Origin of the sequence: Nocardia sp. NPDC058705 (assembly GCF_042749305.1) — a bacterium.
Lineage (GTDB): Bacteria > Actinomycetota > Actinomycetes > Mycobacteriales > Mycobacteriaceae > Nocardia.
This window is the reverse complement of sequence record NZ_JBHYRN010000033.1, coordinates 14163-34820: the sequence shown is the minus strand read 5'-3', so window position 1 is coordinate 34820 and position 20658 is coordinate 14163. Positions and strand designations below refer to the sequence as shown.

The 20658-nt window shown below is 63.1% G+C and carries 16 protein-coding genes and 1 CRISPR repeat array; of the genes, 9 read left to right on the top strand and 7 right to left on the bottom strand.

Annotated elements, in window-relative coordinates:
• Positions 1-83 precede the first annotated feature (83 nt).
• Together ACFW6D_RS27985 and ACFW6D_RS27980 are read right to left on the bottom strand one after the other, a co-directional pair.
• On the bottom strand, positions 84-1415 hold the full coding sequence (locus ACFW6D_RS27985; protein ID WP_379332962.1) for a hypothetical protein: 1332 nt from the start codon (positions 1413-1415) through the stop codon (positions 84-86).
• A 338-nt stretch (positions 1416-1753) separates the two neighbouring features.
• Positions 1754-1990, bottom strand: a complete 237-nt coding sequence (locus ACFW6D_RS27980; protein WP_379332960.1) for a helix-turn-helix transcriptional regulator — start codon at positions 1988-1990, stop codon at positions 1754-1756.
• 329 nt (positions 1991-2319) lie between these two features.
• Between ACFW6D_RS27980 and ACFW6D_RS27975 the strand changes: the two genes are divergently transcribed.
• The 7 genes from ACFW6D_RS27975 to ACFW6D_RS27945 all read left to right on the top strand — a co-directional run bounded on the left by ACFW6D_RS27975 (position 2320) and on the right by ACFW6D_RS27945 (position 14325).
• Positions 2320-2985, top strand: coding sequence for a helix-turn-helix domain-containing protein (locus ACFW6D_RS27975; RefSeq protein ID WP_379332958.1), 666 nt, complete (start codon positions 2320-2322; stop codon positions 2983-2985).
• Positions 2986-3029: 44 nt separating this feature from the next.
• Positions 3030-3389 carry a hypothetical protein gene (locus tag ACFW6D_RS27970; protein WP_379332956.1) on the top strand — a complete coding sequence of 120 codons (360 nt, stop codon included), beginning with the start codon at positions 3030-3032 and terminating at the stop codon, positions 3387-3389.
• Between the two features lie 179 nt (positions 3390-3568).
• A CRISPR array of direct repeats spans positions 3569-5133; the repeat unit is 36 nt; unit sequence GCCTCAATGAAGTGCAGCGCCCGAAGGCGTTGCGGG.
• Between the two features lie 637 nt (positions 5134-5770).
• Positions 5771-7576, top strand: a complete 1806-nt coding sequence (locus tag ACFW6D_RS27965; RefSeq protein ID WP_379332954.1) for an IS481 family transposase — start codon at positions 5771-5773, stop codon at positions 7574-7576.
• A gap of 180 nt (positions 7577-7756) precedes the next feature.
• A complete protein-coding gene (cas7u, locus tag ACFW6D_RS27960) occupies positions 7757-8947 on the top strand; it encodes a type I-U CRISPR-associated RAMP protein Csb1/Cas7u (protein ID WP_379332952.1) in 1191 nt (396 codons plus the stop codon).
• Positions 8944-10494 (top strand): type I-U CRISPR-associated protein Csb2, encoded by a 1551-nt coding sequence (gene csb2, locus ACFW6D_RS27955; RefSeq protein ID WP_379333017.1) that lies wholly within the window; start codon positions 8944-8946, stop codon positions 10492-10494. The genes cas7u and csb2 overlap by 4 nt, the downstream gene beginning before the upstream one ends.
• Complete coding sequence (gene cas3u / locus ACFW6D_RS27950) at positions 10487-13291, top strand: type I-U CRISPR-associated helicase/endonuclease Cas3 (RefSeq protein WP_379332950.1); 2805 nt, start codon at positions 10487-10489, stop codon at positions 13289-13291. The genes csb2 and cas3u overlap by 8 nt, the downstream gene beginning before the upstream one ends.
• Positions 13291-14325, top strand: coding sequence for a hypothetical protein (locus ACFW6D_RS27945; RefSeq protein ID WP_379332948.1), 1035 nt, complete (start codon positions 13291-13293; stop codon positions 14323-14325). The genes cas3u and ACFW6D_RS27945 overlap by 1 nt, the downstream gene beginning before the upstream one ends.
• Before the next feature lie 1205 nt (positions 14326-15530).
• Here the strand turns inward: ACFW6D_RS27945 and ACFW6D_RS27940 are convergent.
• The 5 genes from ACFW6D_RS27940 to ACFW6D_RS27920 form a co-directional block, all read right to left on the bottom strand.
• Complete coding sequence (locus tag ACFW6D_RS27940; protein ID WP_379332946.1) at positions 15531-16061, bottom strand: cytochrome P450; 531 nt, start codon at positions 16059-16061, stop codon at positions 15531-15533.
• Between the two features lie 1466 nt (positions 16062-17527).
• The gene (locus ACFW6D_RS27935; protein ID WP_379332944.1) at positions 17528-17692 is read right to left on the bottom strand and encodes a hypothetical protein; all 165 of its coding nucleotides are present in this window, start codon (positions 17690-17692) and stop codon (positions 17528-17530) included.
• Positions 17693-17784: 92 nt separating this feature from the next.
• Positions 17785-18474 carry an ESX secretion-associated protein EspG gene (locus ACFW6D_RS27930; protein ID WP_379332942.1) on the bottom strand — a complete coding sequence of 230 codons (690 nt, stop codon included), beginning with the start codon at positions 18472-18474 and terminating at the stop codon, positions 17785-17787.
• Positions 18475-18608: 134 nt separating this feature from the next.
• Positions 18609-19022, bottom strand: coding sequence for a hypothetical protein (locus ACFW6D_RS27925; RefSeq protein ID WP_379332940.1), 414 nt, complete (start codon positions 19020-19022; stop codon positions 18609-18611).
• Positions 19023-19094: 72 nt separating this feature from the next.
• Positions 19095-19709, bottom strand: a complete 615-nt coding sequence (locus ACFW6D_RS27920) for a hypothetical protein (RefSeq protein ID WP_379332938.1) — start codon at positions 19707-19709, stop codon at positions 19095-19097.
• A 100-nt stretch (positions 19710-19809) separates the two neighbouring features.
• Here ACFW6D_RS27920 and ACFW6D_RS27915 point away from each other — a divergent pair, with 100 nt between their 5' ends.
• On the top strand, positions 19810-20115 hold the full coding sequence (locus ACFW6D_RS27915) for a hypothetical protein (protein ID WP_379332936.1): 306 nt from the start codon (positions 19810-19812) through the stop codon (positions 20113-20115).
• On the top strand, positions 20112-20639 hold the full coding sequence (locus ACFW6D_RS27910) for a hypothetical protein (RefSeq protein ID WP_379332934.1): 528 nt from the start codon (positions 20112-20114) through the stop codon (positions 20637-20639). The genes ACFW6D_RS27915 and ACFW6D_RS27910 overlap by 4 nt, the downstream gene beginning before the upstream one ends.
• The last annotated feature ends 19 nt before the right edge of the window (positions 20640-20658 follow it).

Below are 20658 nucleotides of genomic sequence, written 5' to 3'. Positions count from 1 at the left end.
CACGTATCGTGCAAGGTCAGGGGCCTCTCTCGTTCTTGCAGGCGGAAAATCAGGCGGAAACGAACTGACTCCACAGTGGCCGGTTATGCAACTTCGCTATCTTTCCGGTCGCGAGGCTTCGGTGCCAGCGACTCCAACGCGGCAGCGTTCGAGTGCTTCACGATGCGCCCAGGCGAGACAGCGTAGTACTTGACGTTCCTGGTCGTCGTGTGGCCGAGCTGCTCGGCTGTCGCTTCAGGACCGAGTTCTCGCATGATGGCCGTGGCACTGGTCTTGCGGGTGGTGCCACCGATTGTGACCCATTCGAGACCTTCGCCTCGGACCTCGCGGAAAGACCTGTTGACGTTCTTGTCGCTCCGCGGAGTGCCGTTGCGCGAGGGGAACACCAGAGTCAGCGGGTTGTCCAGTGGCGAGTCGAGCCACTCCTGGCGAAGCCTCCGGAAGATGGGTAGCGCCCACAGTGGAACGCCGACGCGCCGGATTCCGTCTTCGCCGGTCTTCGTGTGCGGAATACGGATCGGGCCTTCGCCCTTGGGTTGGACGATCTTGCCGGTGATCCAGACGTACGGCGCGGGGTTACCGTTGACATCCACTGCGTCGAGATGGATTCCTCCGACAAGACCGTCGTCGCGGTCGTTCTCCTCCCAGACGAGCGCGAGCAGTTCGCCGGTGCGTGTCGTCAGTGCCAAGCCGACGTCGAACATGTCAGCAAGCTTCTGCTCTCGCCTCGGGTCGGCAGCAGCCCAGGTTCGAATCCGTTCCCGTACGACGGCAATGCCGTCTTCGGCGAGCGACTTCGGTTTGACGACGGGATCGAGGATGTCGGGAATCACCTCAGCGGGGTTGGTGGTGATCACGCCCCACTGCATGGGGATTTCCATCATTTCGATGAGGATCTGGCGTTGACGCTGCGCCTTCGCGTTCATCTCGCTTTTCAGGATCTTGTTGATGTGTTCGATGAACAGCTTCGGTACGGAGAGTTCGCGCACTGTGCGCTCCCGAAGGTCCTCGATCTTGACGACGTTGTAGCCCGCAATGGGCTTGCCGTTCGCATCCTTCTTGCTGTCCGGTATGAAGACCTCACTCATGAAAATGCCGAGCGATGACTTCGACCGGCGTCGGGGATTCAATTCCTCCTCTCGACATTTCCATTCGTCGATGACGACACCGAACTTCGTATCGAGCGAACGCTCGTCGGGAGTCGCGGCGCGGACGGGAGCGCGCTTACGTTCCTCGGCGTTTTCCAGGTACGCGGCGTAGGCGAGGGACTTGGTAGGTCCGGTGCCGCTCAAGGTCGACGTCTTCTTGTTCAGGCGCATTCGGCCCCACGCCACGAAACCTTTGCCGTTGCTGCTAGCGACGTACGTCGGCTTGGTGGGGACTCCCTCGGGAAGCGGCGGACGCCCGCGAGCCATTGATTATCTCCTTGGGGAATCGCTAGGAAGCTTCGTCTAAGGCGGATATCTCCCAGCGGACAACCTCGCTAATGTGATAGCGAGCGCGACCTCCGATTGCCATCGTGTATTTTGGGCCGGCTCCGAGACTGGCCCAGTTGGCAAGGGTCTTTTCTGAATATCCCAAGCGTGTGGCGAGCTGCCGTCGCGTGAGCCACGGTGATGTCAAATCTTGGGAATCAAACCCGAGCCTTGTTAGATCGTTTTCGTCGGACATGAGATTCCTATATCGAGGTCGTGCGGTAAGTCCAGCCAGCTCGTGATCGCTAGCGGTTAGCTGTCTGAGGCGTTGACGTGAACTAGGCGACGTGACGCCGAATGTTGGCCTGGGCCATCTGTCGCCGGAGCCTCGCCTCGGCGCGGAGCCGGTCCTCCCACGCGACGATGTCGGCGAGGGCATAGCGGCGGATGCGCCCCGGCTTGATGAAGTCGGGCCCGGTGCCGGTGTAGGCCCAACTGTCCAGAGTGCAGACCTCGACCTTGAGGCGTAGAGCAACCTCCTTGCTCGTCAGCCAGATGTCGTTGGTGTTGTCCATGATTTTCCTTAGATGAAGCGGCCCGCTGTATGGGTTCTGTGGGCCAGCTCGTGCGTGGTCAGCTCCGCGATGCGGGCAGCGAATCACATGCGTGACCTGCGCCTACCTGCGATGCACTCGATACTGTACATAGTTGACTGCTTAATTTCAACAGTCTCGCTGCTTAATATCGGTAGTTCATCTAGCTACTTAGGCTTCAACCTGGCTCGACATGATGTCGGCAACTACTTGATGCCCAGGTAGAAATTGTGTAGTCAAGTCAGGTAGTATCGACGGAAAGCTGGGTATAACAGCCCGTTCTGCAAGGACTTCTACACAGAGTCGAGGCGATGACACAACATCCCGAGTACCTAGGCCAGGCGGTACAGGCACGGCGTAACGAGCTGGGCCTGTCCAAGTCGGCGGTTCATGCGATCTCTGGGCTAAACCCGTTGACGCTCAGCAAGATCGAAGACGGCCAGGCCGGGCGCATTCGCAAGGACACGCTGAACAAGCTCGACACCGCGTTGCAGTGGCAGAAGGGATCGGCCGAGGCCGCGTTTACTGCTCGGCGGCCTCCGGTGGAGGCCACCGCCACTGCGCAACGCGCGCCGAGCGTGCTCTACATCCCGTTCCCGCCTGATCTGATCCAGAGCACCGTCAAGCTGGCCGAGACGGTATCCTCGATGGCCGGTGGAGATGAGCGGTTGGCCGATGTCGTGGCCAGCATGGACACCGTCGCGGATCGAATCTTGCGTGCCTGGACAATCGCTGATGTCGAGCGGCAGCGCTACGACGGCACTCTCAGTCCAGCCACCATCGAGATGCTGCTTGGTCACTACATGCGCCGGACTCCCGACGCACCAACCGCCCAGGACAACGAGGAACTACTGTATTTGCGCTGGCTCCTGGGTCGACTCCCCGATTCCACACCCGCCGATCAAGAAGAACGCTTCGCGCAGCGGTGGACGCACGTACAGCAGATGTTCGCCGCCCCTCGCGGGATCAACCAGTGAGGAAGAACCCGATGTCGTTGCTGTTGTCCGCCAAACTCGAGCGCATGATCGAGTTCGCGCACCGCTGGGACGAACCGGCGCTGAGCGAAGACCAGATCGCCGCCGAGCTGACCAACAAGCTTGGCCGCCCCGTCGAACCCTCATTCGTCAAGAGCCTGCGCAGCGGAGCGACAACCGAGATCGATCGGGATGTCGCCGCAGCGCTGTGCGCCATCTGCGGGGTCACCGACGTGGCCTATCTGCTGCCCATTGGCGATGAGGATGTCGATATCGATCTACGGCTACAGCTATGGACTCTGGCGCGTGATCGCGGGGTGCAGCATGTTGCGGCACGAGCGTTGACACGCGAGAAGCTCAGGGAGCTGATCGCAGACCTACGCGCACTGCCCGCCCGGACCCAGTAACGGCCCGAAGGCCGAGACGCTTACGGCGCGCTCGCTACCTCAACTGATCGCCCAGGAGCCACAGCCGCGTGTGCAACGAAGGCCACTGTGTCCAACCTGCACGAGACGTTACCTCTAGCGCGGTCTTTCACTGCGGACCGCCCCGCCTAGTGGATCACCGCCGCCGCGTTGTCGGCCTCGCCTCAATGAAGTGCAGCGCCCGAAAGCGTTGCTGGGCGAGGTGGAACCCGAGGTCGGTATCGCGCGGGTCGCCTCGATGAAGTGCAGCGCCAGATGGCGCATGCTGGCGCAAAGCAAGCTGCCGCGTAAATAGGGTTGCCGCCTCAACCTCAATCAAGTGCAGCGCCCGAAGGCGCTGCTGGGTGAAACATCGGATGCTCACCCACGTCGACCGGCCCCAGCCTCAATGAAATGCAGCGCCCGAAGGCGTTGCTGGCGCGCGCGAAGACGGCGACGAGCGGGTCGTTGTCGATGCCTCAATGAAGTGCAGCACCCGAAGGCGTTGCTGGGGCATCTATCCGCCAGGGCCCTGTCGCGTCCGAACAGCCTCAATGAAGTGCAGCACCCGAAGGCGTTGCTGGGCCTCGTCGTCACCCTCGGCGCCGACGATGCGACCATGCCTCGATGAAGTGCAGCACCCAAAGGCGCTGCTGGCGATCCGAAGGAACTCGTCTTTCAGTAGCCAGTGCTTGCCTCAATGAAGTGCAGCACACGAAGGCGCTGCGGGGGCCGGTGTCGACCGGGCCAAGGTGGCGAAGCCATTGCGCCTCAATGAAGTGCAGCACACGAAGGCGCTGCGGGGGCGTCGGTTTCGCGACCTCAGCCGCGCCGGTCGGCCAGGCCTCAATGAAGTGCAGCGCCCGAAGGCGTTGCGGGAGAAGCCGGTAGCCCAGCGGCCCTTGAGTATCCAGCCTCAATGAAGTGCAGCGCCCGAAGGCGTTGCGGGCCCGGACGAAGGGGGCCACATGGCAGGCAATCCAGAGCCTCAATGAAGTGCAGCGCCCGAAGGCGTTGCGGGCAGCGAGGGAGCAGATCCGGGGCGTGCACGGATGTCTGCCTCAATGAAGTGCAGCGCCCGAAGGCGTTGCGGGTCTAGGTCACGGGGTCACAATGTACGATCACCGGGCCTCAATGAAGTGCAGCGCCCGAAGGCGTTGCGGGGGTTCGGTTCGCTAAGAAGGACTCCCCCACTATCCGGCGCCTCAATGAAGTGCAGCGCCCGAAGGCGTTGCGGGCCGACTTCCTGGCCGCCGAACTTCACGGTGGGGTCGCGGCCTCAATGAAGTGCAGCGCCCGAAGGCGTTGCGGGGGTATCCCCTGCCCCCCCGGCTACTGACCGGGAGGGCCTCAATGAAGTGCAGCGCCCGAAGGCGTTGCGGGACCGTACCCCCCTAGGGGGGTGTAGTCAACGCGCCAGGCCTCAATGAAGTGCAGCGCCCGAAGGCGTTGCGGGGCGACCGATCTTCGGGTCAACGTACCGGCGGTCGAGGGCCTCAATGAAGTGCAGCGCCCGAAGGCGTTGCGGGGCGAGCACTGAACCACCCGAACGGAAGTTCTAGAACTGGCCTCAATGAAGTGCAGCGCCCGAAGGCGTTGCGGGTGGGACCCCCCTCCCCGGTCGGAGCCAGGGGCAGCCGCGCCTCAATGAAGTGCAGCGCCCGAAGGCGTTGCGGGTAGACTCGATCGCGTGCTCGGCGTGTTGGCTTGAGCCTCAATGAAGTGCAGCGCCCGAAGGCGTTGCGGGAGGGTCCGGAAACACTACCTGCTGACCAGCACGAACGTGAACCCCTGCGAGCGCTCCGTCCGACACGCTCATGGACTACGTGTTGGACCATCATCCACGGGCTAGGTATGACGTTGACCAGCGGGTTCGTGCCGCGAGGGCTCGCCGGGCTTTGCGGTCTGGGCTAGCTCTCGCGAAGGCTCAGGGTCAGATGATCACGGAGCCAGATCATCTGGTGTTCTCACGCGCGCCGCCGATTCTGCTGTAACGGTCCGCGTCTAAGGCACCTCAATGAAGTGGCGCACTCGAAGGCGCTACGGGTCTGGCCAGACGCAGTGCCGTCGGGCGGTTCGAGCGACGCGGTCTGGCTGACCGCGATCTCCCGCTGGGTTGGCGGACAAACCGGTTGTCTGCGGATAGGGGTGACAGATTGCGGTGTCTCCTCGACCGAAAGAGGCCAGGAGGGAACGCCTCTTCCGGATCTACCCGAGCGCCCGCAAGTCCTGCATTTGCCGAGGCCCTGAGCTTGCTCGGCCAAACCTGTGTCGATGTATGGACTCAGGACTTCCTTGACTGCGTGTTATCAACTGATGCTTGACGTTCCGGCAACCTCGTGGTGTGGTGCTTCCACTGTCAACGCCAGCCGAGGGTGGCGCTCGTGGATCAGAAGACAACAGCGGAGTACCGGTACCGCGCAGTGTGCGAGGTGTTGGGCGGTTCACCGATCGGGGAGGTCGCAGCCCGCTACGGCACCACACGCCAATCTGTGGATACCTGGCGCAAACGGTTCAAAGACGAAGGAATGACCGGGCTGGCCGATCGTTCCCGGCGCCCGCACCACAGCCCGACCAAGATATCGGCCGAGATCGAAGCAGTGATCTGCGCTCTGCGCCGTGAGCATCCCCGGTGGGGAGCGCGCCGGATCAGCTACGAACTCGCTCGCCGCGGGATCGCCGCGCCACCCTCACGTCCCACGGTGCACCGGGTCTTGGTCCGAAACGCATTGGTGAACAATCAAACCCAGCAGCATCGACGTAAGTACCGGCGGTGGCAGCGCGAGGCACCGATGCATCTATGGCAGCTCGACATCGTCGGCGGAATACAACTGGCAAACGGTCGCGAGTGCAAACTGTTGACCGGCATCGACGATCACTCACGGTTCGTCGTCGTGTCAGCGCTGCTGGCAACACCCTCCGCGCGTGAGGTCAGCGAAGCGTTCCTCGCGGCCATGCGTCGCTACGGTGTGCCCGCGGAAGTGTTGACCGACAACGGCGGCCAGTTCACCGGCCGCTACCTCAAACCCCAACCAGTCGAGGTCCTGTTCGAGCGGATCTGCCGGGAAAACGGCATCAAGCAACGGTTGACCAAGCCCCGATCACCAACCACGACAGGCAAAATCGAACGGTTCCACAGGACGCTTCGCACCGAATTCCTTGATGACACGGCACCGTTCGAATCGATCGACGCGGCCCAACACTCGATCAACGGGTGGGTGCAGGCCTACAACCAACACCGCCCCCACCAAGGCATCGACATGGCCACACCCTCACAGCTTTTCCGTCCCAACGGTCCCACCCGCCTCGATACCTGCATCGCGGCCGAGCCGGTCGACGAGTCCGCCGAGTCACTGGTCGTCGGGGTGATCGAACCGCCTCGCCTCGCCGGCGACGCCACGGCGGTGGAGTTTGAGGCCCGTGTTACGGCCAGCGGCAGCATCCAAATTCGTTCCGGACGACAAACGGTCGCGTTGCATCGAAGCATGGCCGGGCGAACGGTCACAGTATGGGTTGACCTGCGCAGCATCCACGTCAGCGTCGATGGCGAAGTCATCCGAACGCTCGGATCACGGCTGCTGGCACAGGACCTGCAACATCTCGCGATGCGAGGAGCTCGACGGGCTGGCCCAGAACCAAGCCATCCCGCCTTACGGCGCACCGCCGGCAAGGGCGTTGCAACAGTCCGCGCTGGCGAGGCCATCGAGATCGATCGCACCGTTGATCGCAACGGGCTCGTATCCATCGCTAACACAAAGCATCTCGTCGGAGTTGCCCATTGCGGGCAGCGGGTCACGCTACGCCTCGACGGCCACTTGATGCATGCCATCGCCGACCACGCTCTGATCGGAACATGGCCATGCCCGATCACCATCGACCGACTCGGCCAGCTACCCGGCACCCGCAGCGCGACGCACCCCTTACCGCTACCTCCGATAGCGCCGGGAGGCTTACGCGCGCAGCGGAAAGTCCATGCCAGCGGCAACATCATGGTCGCCAAACAGAACATCAAACGCGGGCCGCGTTACCGCGGCCAGACCGTCACCGTCGTCATCGAGGACACCCACTATCGCATCCTGCTCGGCGAGGAAGAGATCGCCGTTCGACCGCGACGCAACCTCAAACCCATCACTCGTTTCTACGTCACCGGCGCAGGCGTCAAACCACCTGATCCGTCAAGCGTCACCTGATAGCAGAGGGTCAAGTATGTCTTGATTCCTTACACTGACAACCTGTCGGTGCCGTGGTGCACAGTGTCCAGCGAGCCCGTGGGGCTCGGCGGGAGATCGGGCGCTTTGCACTCCAGACACTGACGGAGTCGCCTCTTGTAAAGCCCGCCAAGCTGGGCGAAACCATCGAAAGCAGGGGACATGACAAGGAAAACGATCGAGCACGCCGATCTGATCGAGGCCGTATCAGCCGGGGGCGCAGGCTGTCTCACTTCAAACACCGATTTGCTGCCAGCGGCCGGGCCACATGCTGCCGTGGCCCCCGCGAAGTTCGCGTCGAAGAGCGACTACGGCACCTACGCTTATGAGAAGCGCTACGACGACGGCGAGTTGGCCGACGTGGTTCTCATCGATTCAAAACAGAGTCAACTCAATCGGTTTGAAGCCGAGTTGGCCAAAGCGATCCACGACGGCCACGAGACGCTCTCGCGGATGCCGCGCTTGCTGGTGAGCTACGACCGCGCGGGCAAACTGATCGAACTGTCTGACGTCGAAATGCCGCACCGCGGGTTCGATGCCCACTTCCGTGCGGGGTACGTCGATGGAACGCCCACCACCCAGCTGGACTTCTATCGCTCGCTGCGCGATTCGTCTCCCAGCGACGCGCGAGCGCTGTTCGACGCTAGCCCGATCAGCATCGTCTTCGGCTCGTGGGATTCGCATCGCAAAGCGCAGCAAGGCAGGTGGCGCAGCATCGTAACCGGCGAGATCATCGGATTCTGCGCCCCGCCGAACAAGGTCGGAGAAGAGATCATGAAGGGCGGAGGCCGAATCGATCCGCTGGGCGCGAAGATTGAGCTGAGCGCCGCAGCGTTGAAGGCCCTCATGGAGCGCCAGCGCGAAGGGCTGGGCGGTGCGAGCGCCGACGAGAAGGCGAAGAAGGCGTCCGCGGCCGGGTTGGGTGCGATCGCCCCGAATCTCGGAGCGCTCGCGGGTGTTGCATGCCGTCGCATCATCCGCAGTCACGTGCTCAGCTTCGCCGCTCTTCGCCAGATCAGGTTCGGATCGGGTACCGAAGGCGACGCGGCCTGTCGGGCACTGCTGGCAGCGCTGGCGTTGAACGGGCTCGCCCGCTCCGACGCCGAATTGAATTTGCGGGCGAACTGCGATCTCGTGGAGGCCGACGGACAAGAAGTGGTCATCTACGGGCGCGGCGGGTCGACTGTGGAGTACGCGCCGCTGACGGTCGACGCCGCTGACCGGCTGCTCGCGGATGCGCTGGCACACGCGGAGAAGACCGCTGATGTTGTGTGGAATGGGGTCGTGCTGCGGATCGACGGCGATCCGGCCATCGTGCAGGGTGCGGGCGAGGGCGACGGGTCAGCCGCATGACGTTCTCCATTGTCGCGAGCTACCCCTTGCAGACGTACCGGGGCAGTCGACCCGACGGCACGGTCGACCGCATGCCGTCGGTGGCCCGTCTGTATTCGGCGTTGCTGGCAGCCGCGGGATTCGGTCCTCGCGCCACGGCAGGCGAGTCGGGTTGGGTGCCTTGCGAAACCGACGCCCAAGCCCTGCGGTGGCTGGAGAACAACCCACCGACCAGTGTGTCGATCCCGCCCATCCATATCACGATGAGCGACGCCATCGCCTACCGGAATGACGGCACCATCGGGAAAGCGGCGGGGCGTAAAGCGATCCGCAAGATCGGCAAGCAAGACAGTGTCGTCGCAGTCAACGGCGACTTCGTCTGGTCGTGGTCGCAGCCTCCGCCCGATCACGTCGCGAGCGCGTTGCGTGAACTCTGCTCCGACGTGCCGCACCTCGGGACGGCGGACTCACCAGTGTTGCTGGAGATCACTGAGAAGGCACCCGCCGCGACGCATGAACTCGACCCGGATGCCGACATCTTCGCGGTCGACCCCGGTCATGATGTCGAGATCCCGACTCCGGGCCGCCTGGACGAGCTCACTGCCGCTCACCTGATCGAGCGCACTGGCAAGGTCGGCAGCGATAAAGCTGGCACCGACGAGCGGTCGAACAGTCGTCCGCTGCCCAGCGGCAGCGTCCGCACTGGTCGCTACCGGGCCATTCGGCGGCGTACTGCGGAAGTTCCGTGGCCCGAGGTGCTGGTTGTTCCGCTTTCTCGACGCGTCCCGGATAAGGACCGCGTGCGGGTCGCGGTGGCGGCGCATCGCACCTTGATCAAGATCCTTGACCGCGACTCGCCGCCGATCCTCACCGGCGACTACGCCGACGGCGCGTCACGCCCGTCGAACCGAGTCGCCCTCCAGATCATCGATGGTCAGGCCCCGACCGCGTTCAACAATGGCGGACGCTCCTCACTCGCGGTCATGATTCCCTCGGGCGCGCGCCCGGCCGATATTGTCGGGGTGCGACGGGCGGTGAGCGGGCTGCGAATTCTACGTCCAGCAGGCAAGGGCGGATTCCCCATCGAGGTGTGCGGCCCGACCGATGTCATTGGTGGAGACCAGATTTGGCGGGAGCCGGAATCCGGCACCATTCGGCTGTGGCGGACCGATCCTGCCGCTGTCCCCGATATGCGCGGCTATCGCGGTTGGACTTTCACGCACGCGGTGTTGCTGTCGCTGGGCTACATCTGGCAAGGCACGCGCCAGATCGGCGCGGTCGCCGACACCGGTTCGGCGCGGGCGAACATGCTCGTTGACGCCGCCAATGCCGCTGGCGCGGTGGTGCTTTCGGCCGAGCCCCTTGCCGATAGCAGAGTGCACAACTACGTACACAAAATGAATCGGAACGCTGTCGTGCGCCCCTACCGTGCGGTTCTATCGCTCGGCGACCTGTGCCCGCCGACGACTCTGATCGCCCTGGGGCAGAGTCGGCACTTGGGCGGCGGGCTGCTCGTGCCCGAGGACTACGCGGAGGGCGAGACATTCCTCGGGGGCTTCGATGACTAGCGCGCTCAGCGTCGACGATTTCGGCGCGTTCTTCAGCGAACTGTATCCAGACCACACACCGTTCCCATGGCAGTCTCGCCTCCTTGCCAAGGTCGTGGACGAGGACTGGCCCAGCACGCTGGCCGCACCGACGGGTGCCGGAAAGACATCGGTGATCGACATCCATGTCTTCGCGCTGGCAGTGGCTGTCGCGCAAGGAAAACGACTACCTCCGCGACGGCTGTCGATGATTGTCGACCGACGCGCGCTCGTCGACGACCAACACGCTCACGCCCGCGCGCTCGCGGCGCGCCTGATCGCGCCGCGGACTCCGATGCTGTCGACTGTCGCGGAGTTACTCTGGCGGCTGCGCGATCGGGACGGAAACGCACGTGCGGGTGAGTCGCCGCTGTTGGTGGCCCGCATTCGTGGCGGTCTCCCGAGTTCACAGCGTTGGGTCGATTACCCGAACGCTCCCGCTGTGCTGTGCGCGACGCCGGAAATGTGGGGCAGTCGACTGTTGTTCCGTGGGTATGGTTCCTCGCCGCGCTCGTGGGCCCGCGCGGCGGGACTGCTCGCGATCGATTCCGTGGCGGTTATCGACGAGGCGCATCTGAGCCGACAGCTGCTCCACACCGCACGACGCGTCAGTGAACTCGCCGCTGTAGCGGAGCAGACGTGGGAAGGCCCGCGCCCGCTGCGAGTCGTCGAGACCACCGCGACCCCAGACAGCACCTCGGGTCACCGAGTCGAAGTCGACAAAACCGACATCGAAAAATCGCCGGTGCTCAAGGACAAGCTGACCCGACCGAAACCAGTCCAGCTGGTGACGGTTCCGGGATGGCCGCGAAAACCGGCCGAGACCGCGACGACCATCGTCAACCAGACCGTGGGGCTGCTCGGCGACGCCACCGTCGGAGTCTTCGTCAATACCGTGACGATGGCCGTAGCCGTTGCCGAACGGCTACGGAAACACAAGGCCGACGGCCGCGAACTGACAGTGGTGTTGATCTGCGGCCAGCTCCGCACCATCGACCTCGAGCGACTCGAGATCGACTTTCCGAGCATCTTCAGTCCCGAAGGCTGTCCTGATGTGGATGTCATCGTCTCGACGCAGTCACTCGAGGTGGGCGCTGACCTGGATTTCAGTGCAATCGTCACCGAGCTAGCAACCGGCTCAGCGACGGCACAGCGAGCCGGTCGGGTGAATCGACGAGGTCGGCGCGACTCCGGCCCGGTCATGGTGATCGGACCCGAGACACCGCCCGACGCGAAGACACAATCAGGCCCATACGCCGGTGAAGACCTCCTCAACGCATGGAATTGGCTCACTGCCCGCGCACTCACGACCGAAGGCCTCGCGCCATGGGCGTTGCGCGAGGCCAACCGGCCGCCGGCGGCCGCGTCGCGGCGAATTCTGCTGCAACGGCCAGAACTCGGGCAAGCCTGGCATTGGGCGCGGTCCAGTGACCAGCTCGCGGCCGATCCCTCGCTGGACCTGTGGTTGAGCGATGATCGCGACCCCGATTTCGGGGTCGGCATCGCCGTGCGCGCACTACCCGAAGATCCCGCCGACGCACTCGATTACCTCCGTGCGGTTGGCCCACGTCGGCATGAAACGTTCCCCGTTCCGATCAAGACGGCCCGCACCGCCTTGTCTCGGCTACACAAAACGCACCCCGAGATCGCCCAGCGAACCGTCCGCGTCCGGGGTAAGGACGTCGAGCCACTGGAATGGCGACGCGAGGGGGGAGAAACAAGACCTGTCGTCCGGCCCAGTGACTTTATTGTGGTCGACACCGACGCCCCGCTGTTCACCGCATCCGGAAACCGCAAGTGGCCGCCTGTGGTAACCGTCGACATGGAAGGTCACGCTGCTGACGACGTCCTCGAAGCACCTGCGGAATTGGAACGTGAACTGCGCGCTGGCGAGATCGTCCACCGAATCGAGCTGACTGGGAGCCCGGCACATCGGCCTGAGCACGCCGAGCTCAGGGATCGGTTAGACGCCCTTGCCGAACTTGCCCGCGACAAGAGGGACAGTGCGGGCAAGGTGCTGGTCGCGGAATGGCTGGAAAGGAACCAGGACGGCAGCCCGATGGCTCTACCAGCGGCGAAACTCCTTCGCGACTACCCGCGCATGACTGACGTGATCATCCAACGCGATGCAAACGATGTCGTGATCCGGGTGCTCGTGGTCGACGGGCGCCGCGCGGTCGATGACGAGGATATGCGTCAGGAATGGACGGCAAACCCGGAACCAGTCACCCTGGGCGCTCATCAACAAGATGTCGCGCGCCGCGCCGTCGCCCTCGCGACTGCTCTCGGTCTACCCGCGGTCCTGGTCAGTGCACTCCGTGAAGCCGCTCTGCATCACGACGACGGCAAACTAGATCTGCGTTTCCAGATCCGCTTAGGTGCGAAGCCTGGTGTCCCGTTGGCCAAAAGCGGCACGAACTCGACTCCGCAAGGCGTACGCAGAGCACGCGACCGAAGCGGGCTCCCACCGGGCTGGCGACATGAACAGCGGTCCGTCGTCGACGCATGGGACGCGATCGGGTCATCGCGCGCGCTCACAGCGCGACTGATCGGCACTACGCACGGGCACGGGCGCATGTCCTTCCCCCACAGCGCAACCGAACTTGTCGGTGGCTACGCGGACGAGCGCACAACCGAAATCGCCAGCGTGCTTTTCGATGAGGGCGGTTGGGACGACCTCATCGAACGCACCGAACGTCGCTACGGCGTCTGGGTGTGTGCGTATCTGGAAGCAGTTCTCCGCGCTGCGGACGGCTGCGTGTCAGCGGAAGGACACTGATGGTCAACCTCGAGGAGAACCCGGTCCGATTCCGCATGAGTGGGGCGGACCAGCGAATACTCATCCACCACATGGCTTTCTATGGCCTCGGCGACATCCTGCACACGCAGATGGACGGGGTGACGCTGCGGTGGGATTCGGGCAAGCCGTGCATCGAAGCAGGTGGCCTCTCGCCAGAAATCGTTGAAAAGACCATCCGCGAGTGTTTATCGGAACGCAGGATGTGGGTTGACAAGACAAGCGGGCCGGAAAAACGCGCCACAATGAGCCCTCGATTGTCCCCCTTCAAGTCGGCCGAGGCGTGGCGCGCGCACCAAAACGATCGTGAGGAGATCCTCGATTCGGTTACCGAATCTCGCGCTTGGGACGATCTGCGCTACGTGGCGGCGCTGGGCGAGCCGAGTTACTGGCACCGCGATTTCAAGGGCGTCGTGCTCCAGGATGCGGGTGCAAGCCGGTTCGAAATGCAACCCCGCAACCGCGGGTCGGAGTTCGTGGGCAACCGACTGCGCCCGCTGAGCGAGAAACTCCCGACCCGGAAACCGGGCTTGTTGGCCGCAGGACTCACCGGCGAATCGGCAATCGATGAACTCGGCGGGAACCCAGACAGCGTCTCCGCGACCGGGATGACGACCCCCGGAGCGATCGACAATGCCCTGGTGTGGTGCGCGCTATGGGGCATCGGCCAATTCCCGATCGCACCGCGATTGACGGGCAACGCGGTGACCAGCGGCCACCTGGCCGTGAGCAAACCACGCCGCGAATGGTTCTATGTCCCAGTCTGGGAAGGCCGCTGGTGGGTGCCTCGCTTACGAACCATTCTCGCGTCCGCGCAACTGAGGGACGCTGCCGTGGCCGGTATCAGCGATCTGGACACCGATGATGTCAAACGCTCGGCGGCATCAGACTGGTTGCGGGCACGAGGTGTTCGAGGGATCATACGATTCCCGGTCGGCAGATTCGGCAGCGATAACGCACCCGAGCGGCGCGCACTGAACGGGGAACCGATCCCCATTCAGGCGGCCACCACATGAGTAACCAACCGTAGGTCGGCCTGCAGCGCCTTCGGGCGCTGCACTTCATTGAGGCGTCAACCGCCCGGCCAAGAAGAACCCGGCCCCACAGCCCGCAGCGCCGTCGGGCGCCGCACTACATTGAGGCTTCGACCAGTCCAACCAGTACACGCTCATCGAGGACACCCCGCAGCGCCTTCAGGCGCTGCACTTCATTGAGGCACGGAGACTCTGAAGGTTGAGTTTGTCGAGTCGACGACCCCGCAGCGCCTTCGGGCGCCGCACTTCATAGAGGCCCGGCGTCGATGCTGCGAACGATGTCGTCCCACAACCCGCAGCGCCTTCGGGCGCTGCACTTCGTTGAGGCATTGCGCCGGTCAGAGTGTCGACGTAGGCCAGTAGCGCACCCGCAGCGCCTTCGGCGCCGCACTTCATAGAGGCGACTCGGTGCTGCTCGTGCAGACCGACCAGGCCGGCGACCCCGCAGCGTATCCGGGTGCCTCACTTCATAGAGGGCTCGACACCAAGCTGCCCAACGACACGAAATACTGTCTCCCGCAGGGTCTTCGGGCGCTGCACTTCATTGAGGCACCAGGGCGTCGACCACCACCCGCAGCGGGTGCAGCCCCCAGCGCCTTTGGGCGCTGCACTTCATTGAGGCTTGCGCTCCCATGCTGCGATCTTCTCCCGCACGGCTTGCCCGCAGCGCCTTCGGGCGCTGCACTTCCCGGCGAGCCCTCGCGGCACGAATCCGCTGGTCAACGTCATACCCTGCCCGTGGATGATGGTCCAACACGCAGTCCATGAGCGTGTCGGACAGAGCAGTCGCAGGGATTCACGTTCGTGCTGGTCAGCAGGTAGTGTTTCGGGACCTCCCGCAGCGCCTTCAGGCGCTGCACTTCATTGAGGCCTGCTCCCCGAAGGCGGCGAGTGATGACCGCGCCGAAGGCCCGCAGCGCCTTCGTGTGCTGCACTTCATTGAGGCGTGATCGGCAAGCAGGTCGAAACCGCCGACGAAGACCCGCAGTGCCTTCGGACGCTGCACTTCATTGAGGCGAGACTCTGTCCCAGTCCGGGCGCACCTGGCTGGAAGTCCGCAGCGCCTTCGGGCGCTGCACTTCATTCAGGCAAAAAAGCATATCCAGTCCGGCGGAGACACGAGACGCCCAGAGAGCTGATCCCCGCGCGCTCCTGCGCACACGCCAGTAATCAGGCCCTAGCCCGCGTCAGTCGACGCGACGGAACCCGATTTTCAGGTTCGCGGGACGCAACGTCAGGTTCTCCTCGACATCGAGTTCACCATGTGCGGTGAGTTCGTAATCGCGCACCAGTGAGGCGATCAGCAGTTTCGCTTCGTGTAGCGCGAATGCCTGGCCGATGCACGCGCGGGGGCCGGTGCCGAATGGTCGATATGCCCAAGGTTTGGGCCGGAACCCGCCCAACCACCGATCGGGGCGGAACTCCTCCGCGTCGTCCCCCCATACGGAGGGATCGCGGTGCACGGCCAACAGCAGCACGAATACCCACTCGCCTGCGGCGATGGGGTATCCGCCGAGCGTGGTGTCCTGGCGCGCTTCGCGGAAGAATCCCGGTGCCACAGGCCAGAGCCGTAGCGCTTCGGCGATCACCGCGTCGGTGACCTCGAGCTTGGCGACGTCGTCGTAGGCGATGCTGCCGTTGGTGGTCAGCGCGGCGGCCTCAGCTCGTACCCGTGCGGCGAGCTCCGGGTCTTTGGCCAGGAAGTGCGCCCACTTCATGCCGTGATTGCCAGGCCGGTGAGCCTCCCTGTCGAATGGGCCCCTGATCAGGCACAAGGCATAGAACAGGGTCCAGATGTAGGCCGCGACGAGGCGTTGTCTTTCTGAACTTGGATCGTAATCCTCCGCCCTTCAAGAGAAAACAATGTTGCCGCTGTCTCGCCTCGGACTGTCCTCTTACCAGTCACCCAGTTACAGACAGTTCCGGGCGCCCTACTCACCCCTACCTCACATCTCGTTGACCTGTGACAGCGGACCGAACGCGAACCTGGCATCGCAGCGCCCGTCCCGATCAGGCATCCCTGCGCGGCCAGAAAACCCACACACTCAGTTATAGCTGCTGCACATAATCGCGCTACCAGGCATTTTGGCATTTCATGTCCGATAATCCACATGCCGTGATTTAATATTTACTGGAGTATCTTGTTCTCGACAGACCTTCGGTTGTTCGATGTCGAGGAGTGAGCCCGATGAGCGATTTGCGCGCCAGCGACTTCCGCAGAGGGGACAAGATACTTATTGAAACTCGCCCTGGACACCCTTGGATTCCTGCGCGGGTCATTGGTTCCGCTTCGGACAGAGTTCGCGCTGCGTACTCAAGCCCCTTTATGAATAAATACAGCTCTAACCACCGGTCGATACCACCCGGAACCCCCACTATAGCGAATATCTTTCTCGGCCATCGTTATATTCGCGATGCCCAGATTGAGCTCGTGGAGCGAGATTCAACCTGGGACCCATATCGGATTCAGCCATTCATGACCCCGCCAGAGTATGCACACATTGGCGGCGTTCCGGGGATCAAGCTTTGGAGTCCCGGCTTGCGATACATAGCAGCATATAACACCGGGTCGAGTTACGAACCCGGTGATCCGATCTGGGCATGGGAACATTCCGACGGATGGCACCCAGCAGTGGTTATTGAAGGAATCAGATCCTGGGTGAAGGCCCGATTTGAATTCGGACACACCCCTCGAGATGGTCGGCGCTCTAAGGCGTTTCGGCCAGCCAAGATTTGGCCAGTTCTGTGCGACTTTCCCGAGCCGGTTACGCATATTGATATAGCTGAAGAGTACCGCGCGATTGCTGATCTCAAGTGGACCGCGGACAGGCATGAATTACTTAGATACGATAATCGCTACGGGCGAAATCCTGGATGGTAAGAGGGTTATGATGATTCGACAAACGGCATCATTATCTGCAACGGAAATCCGGGGTAGATACGAGTGCGAGAGGCTGATCGGCACCGCAATGACAATCTCTATACTTACGAATATGTGTACACAATCGCCGCCATTGCAGGCAGTGACGAACTACTCCTCCGTTGGCGGTGCCGCACTCTTCAGTATCTGTGTTGGCTTTAGAGTTATTCGCAAACTGTGGCAACGGTTTGGCCCTGACATAATCTACATACGTTTCGATGGAAACTAGTCGCGATAGTAAGGCCCGTTGCTTTCGCCCTGCCTCTATTGCCACGCCGCTTGTTCGTCAAGGATCTCGCGGAGGTGGATGGCGAGGGTTTCGGTGATGGCTTGGGGGGTGCGGGGGCGAATAGTGCGGGTTGTGGTGCCGGATTCGACGGGATGAGCGGTCTCGGGCGCGGGCTTGGGTGGTGCGTGAGGACTTGTCACGCACCACACCGCGCAGCCAGCGCTTCGCACGAGCCGGGCTCGGGTGCATCGGGCAGGACCGGCGCGGAGGAGCGCACTGTAGGGGCCCGGCGTCAACGACTATTCACGGTGCTGCCGACCATGCGTGAGACGATATTGCCGAACCTCGTCGGTGAGCACGGTTCGACGGTGAGTTCGGCGTGCCGGTACCGGTACACGTACCGGCCGTCGTTCTCGACATCGAACCAGCTCACATGCTTGCGGGTCGGTCCGTCGGGGTGGTGGCGGCCGCGTTCGACCTCGATATAGCCCTGTCCGGTGCGGGCGGCATTCAGTAGATCGTGGATGCGGTCGCCCGTCGATACCTCCCCGTAGTCCAGGCCGAGTGCTTGGGTTGGGGTGTTCAGTGCGGCAACCGATTCCGACATGGGAGGTGCGCTACCAGCGGGCTGGTCCCCGGCAAAGCGTGCCACCCACGTCGCCACCGATGTATGCGTGCCGGTCCGAACGATGACGTTGCCACCGGATTCGTCTGCCGGGCCCGGCATTTGGGCCAGCGCTACCGCATTCCGCTGGGTCAGTGCGCAATACAAGCGGATCGGTTCCTTGCCCGCGCCGATCACCGTGGCGGTGGTATCGGGATCAGCGGCTAACCGCAGTACCGCCGACAAGTCGGGGTCCTCACGCACCGGCAAACTCTGCCGCAACCGCGCCTGGATCTGGTCCCACTCGTCACGCCAGCTCACGGACGCGATTACTACCAGGGGCGCCGGAATGCGGTCGCTGCCGATCTCGTGCTGCACTTCATTGAGGCGACGCGTACGTGCGAGGTGTGGCCGCGGGACGGGGCCCTATCCGAGCAGTGCGCAGTGATCCTTAGTAATCCAACGCCACCGATCGCTCACGTGGGCGATCGGTGCTTGTTGTCGTCGAAACATCAACGCGCAGTTGCGGGTACACATTTGATCACTCTGGCCATCCCCAGACCGATCGGCGCGAGGACGATGAGCAGACCCGCTGCTCCGGTATCGATGGCCAACCAGCCGCCGGAAGTCAGGAAGACCGACGTATTCAGCACCAAGATCGACATTGCGGCGAAGCGAACCAGTGGTGGCATGCGTTGCCCCGTCCACAAAACGACGACGGCGAAGATCGATGCCGCAACGGTGATCAAGGAAATCGTCACGAAGGCAACCTGAACCCGCGACGGAGCATCTATCCCGGTATCGATCGACTTCCAGGTCAACAGTCCCATCAATCCGACAATGACCGCGATGCTGACTGCGTATACCGTGCCCTCGGCTCGTCTGGCGCGCGCTGGAACGTCCGCTATCCGGCCATGATCGACCACTCCGCGACTCCGTCCAATCTTGTTGCAATGTCAAGGGTTCCAGCATTCGCGTCTGGACCCATCACCAATGGATCACCCACGAGGGCGATGGTCGTCGTGTTCGAACACGCTGAAATTGCGGTAGTACTCGTCTTCGTCGCCGAGTTCGTCGGTTCGGCGCGCAGGAGACGGAGGGGGACTCGACGGCTGCTGTACCGGACCAGTCGGCGGGCTGGGAACCGATGTCGGCGGCGGATTCGAGGCTGTTCGTACCTCCACGTCGCGCTCCACCGGGACCGGCCAAGGTGGCGGATTCGTCGGCGCCGATTGCGAGACACCGGCAGGTCGGTAATCTTCTACGGCAGCAACATCATTGGCAGTGACGACGTCAGCCGAAGGCACTGCGGGCGGATCGGCCAGCAAGCCCGAACTACTCGATTCCGACAGCATGCCCATGTCGCCTGACAGAGCTGCCTCGATCGCTTGCTGAGCCTGCGCCAACCCCGCCGTATGCAACGAAACGACCAGCTCAGCCACCATCGCCGCAGCCATCCGATGACCGGCCTCGGACAACCGGATCGCCTTGATCGAGCCGTCGCCGGTCAACTCGACCGTGACCGAGTTCGTCGGATCGGTCATGATCGTCCGCTGCTCACTCAGCGCGAAGGTGAGTAGATCCACCTGATTCGCGTCTGAAGACATACTCATCCCCCGGTCTCCGACCCACCACTAGTGTGCAAACAGTATGGCAGAATCGCCCGCAAGCAGCCCGAATGGGAGACGGCTTGCTTCGTTGAAGGGGAATCACGTGACGTCGTTCGAATTTGATCCTGACCAGGTGCGCACGCTCGGGCAGGGGTTTCATCAAGCTGCCAATGCCGTCGCGTTGGTCGATGTGGACGGCAATGCCGACCTGCTCGGCGCCGCACTTCCGGGCTCGTTGACAGCCGCGATGTGCACCACGGTCAATGAGATCGCCGCCAACGCCCAACAACTTGCAACCGCTGACGTGCGCTCGATCGGCCAACTCAGCTTGGTCGCGGTCAGCGAGGTCACCGGCAAGGACGAAACCATCGCCGACGACATCGCCCAACAAGCGCAGGCCATCCAGTGAGCCCGAACACCGGCGCCGTCGCGCCCATCACGGTCTCGCGAGCACGCAGCTGGAACACTGAACCCCTCAGCCAACATGCCGGGGCCTGGCTGGCAGCGGCACAGAAGATCGAGAACGAGCGAATCATCGTCGTCTCCGACGCGGTGCAGTCCGACGCCTATTGGCAACGCGAATCCGGCGATGCCATGCGCACCCGCGCCCGCGGCTTCAGCACCGAAACCGCCAAACTCGTCAACGCGCTGAACACCGCAGCCACCGCGGCTGCCACTGCCGCACAAGACATTTCCGCGCACCGGTTCGTCGTAGTCAAGTACGCCGACGACGCCACCGCGAACAAGTTCGACGTCGCCGACGACGGCACAGTCACTGCCAGCAAAGCTCTCTACACGACTCTGGTCGCCCGTGTCGGTGCCGCTCTCGCCAACAAACACTGGGAGAAGCTGGTCACAGCGGCCGCCGACCGCACCACAACCCTCAAACAAGCACTGGCAGACCTACTCGCCGCCGACCTGCGCGGCGAGTAGGCGATCCTCGAAGCATTCC

Excerpts from the sequence above, each read along its gene's own strand:
- cas7u (WP_379332952.1), top strand. The coding sequence starts at position 7,757 with ATGACAAGGAAAACGATCGAGCACGCCGATCTGATCGAGGCCGTATCA.
- ACFW6D_RS27920 (WP_379332938.1), bottom strand. The coding sequence starts at position 19,709 with ATGAGTATGTCTTCAGACGCGAATCAGGTGGATCTACTCACCTTCGCG.
- csb2 (WP_379333017.1), top strand. The coding sequence starts at position 8,944 with ATGACGTTCTCCATTGTCGCGAGCTACCCCTTGCAGACGTACCGGGGC.
- ACFW6D_RS27940 (WP_379332946.1), bottom strand. The coding sequence starts at position 16,061 with ATGAAGTGGGCGCACTTCCTGGCCAAAGACCCGGAGCTCGCCGCACGG.
- cas3u (WP_379332950.1), top strand. The coding sequence starts at position 10,487 with ATGACTAGCGCGCTCAGCGTCGACGATTTCGGCGCGTTCTTCAGCGAA.
- ACFW6D_RS27970 (WP_379332956.1), top strand. The coding sequence starts at position 3,030 with ATGATCGAGTTCGCGCACCGCTGGGACGAACCGGCGCTGAGCGAAGAC.
- ACFW6D_RS27975 (WP_379332958.1), top strand. The coding sequence starts at position 2,320 with ATGACACAACATCCCGAGTACCTAGGCCAGGCGGTACAGGCACGGCGT.
- ACFW6D_RS27945 (WP_379332948.1), top strand. The coding sequence starts at position 13,291 with ATGGTCAACCTCGAGGAGAACCCGGTCCGATTCCGCATGAGTGGGGCG.
- ACFW6D_RS27985 (WP_379332962.1), bottom strand. The coding sequence starts at position 1,415 with ATGGCTCGCGGGCGTCCGCCGCTTCCCGAGGGAGTCCCCACCAAGCCG.
- ACFW6D_RS27980 (WP_379332960.1), bottom strand. The coding sequence starts at position 1,990 with ATGGACAACACCAACGACATCTGGCTGACGAGCAAGGAGGTTGCTCTA.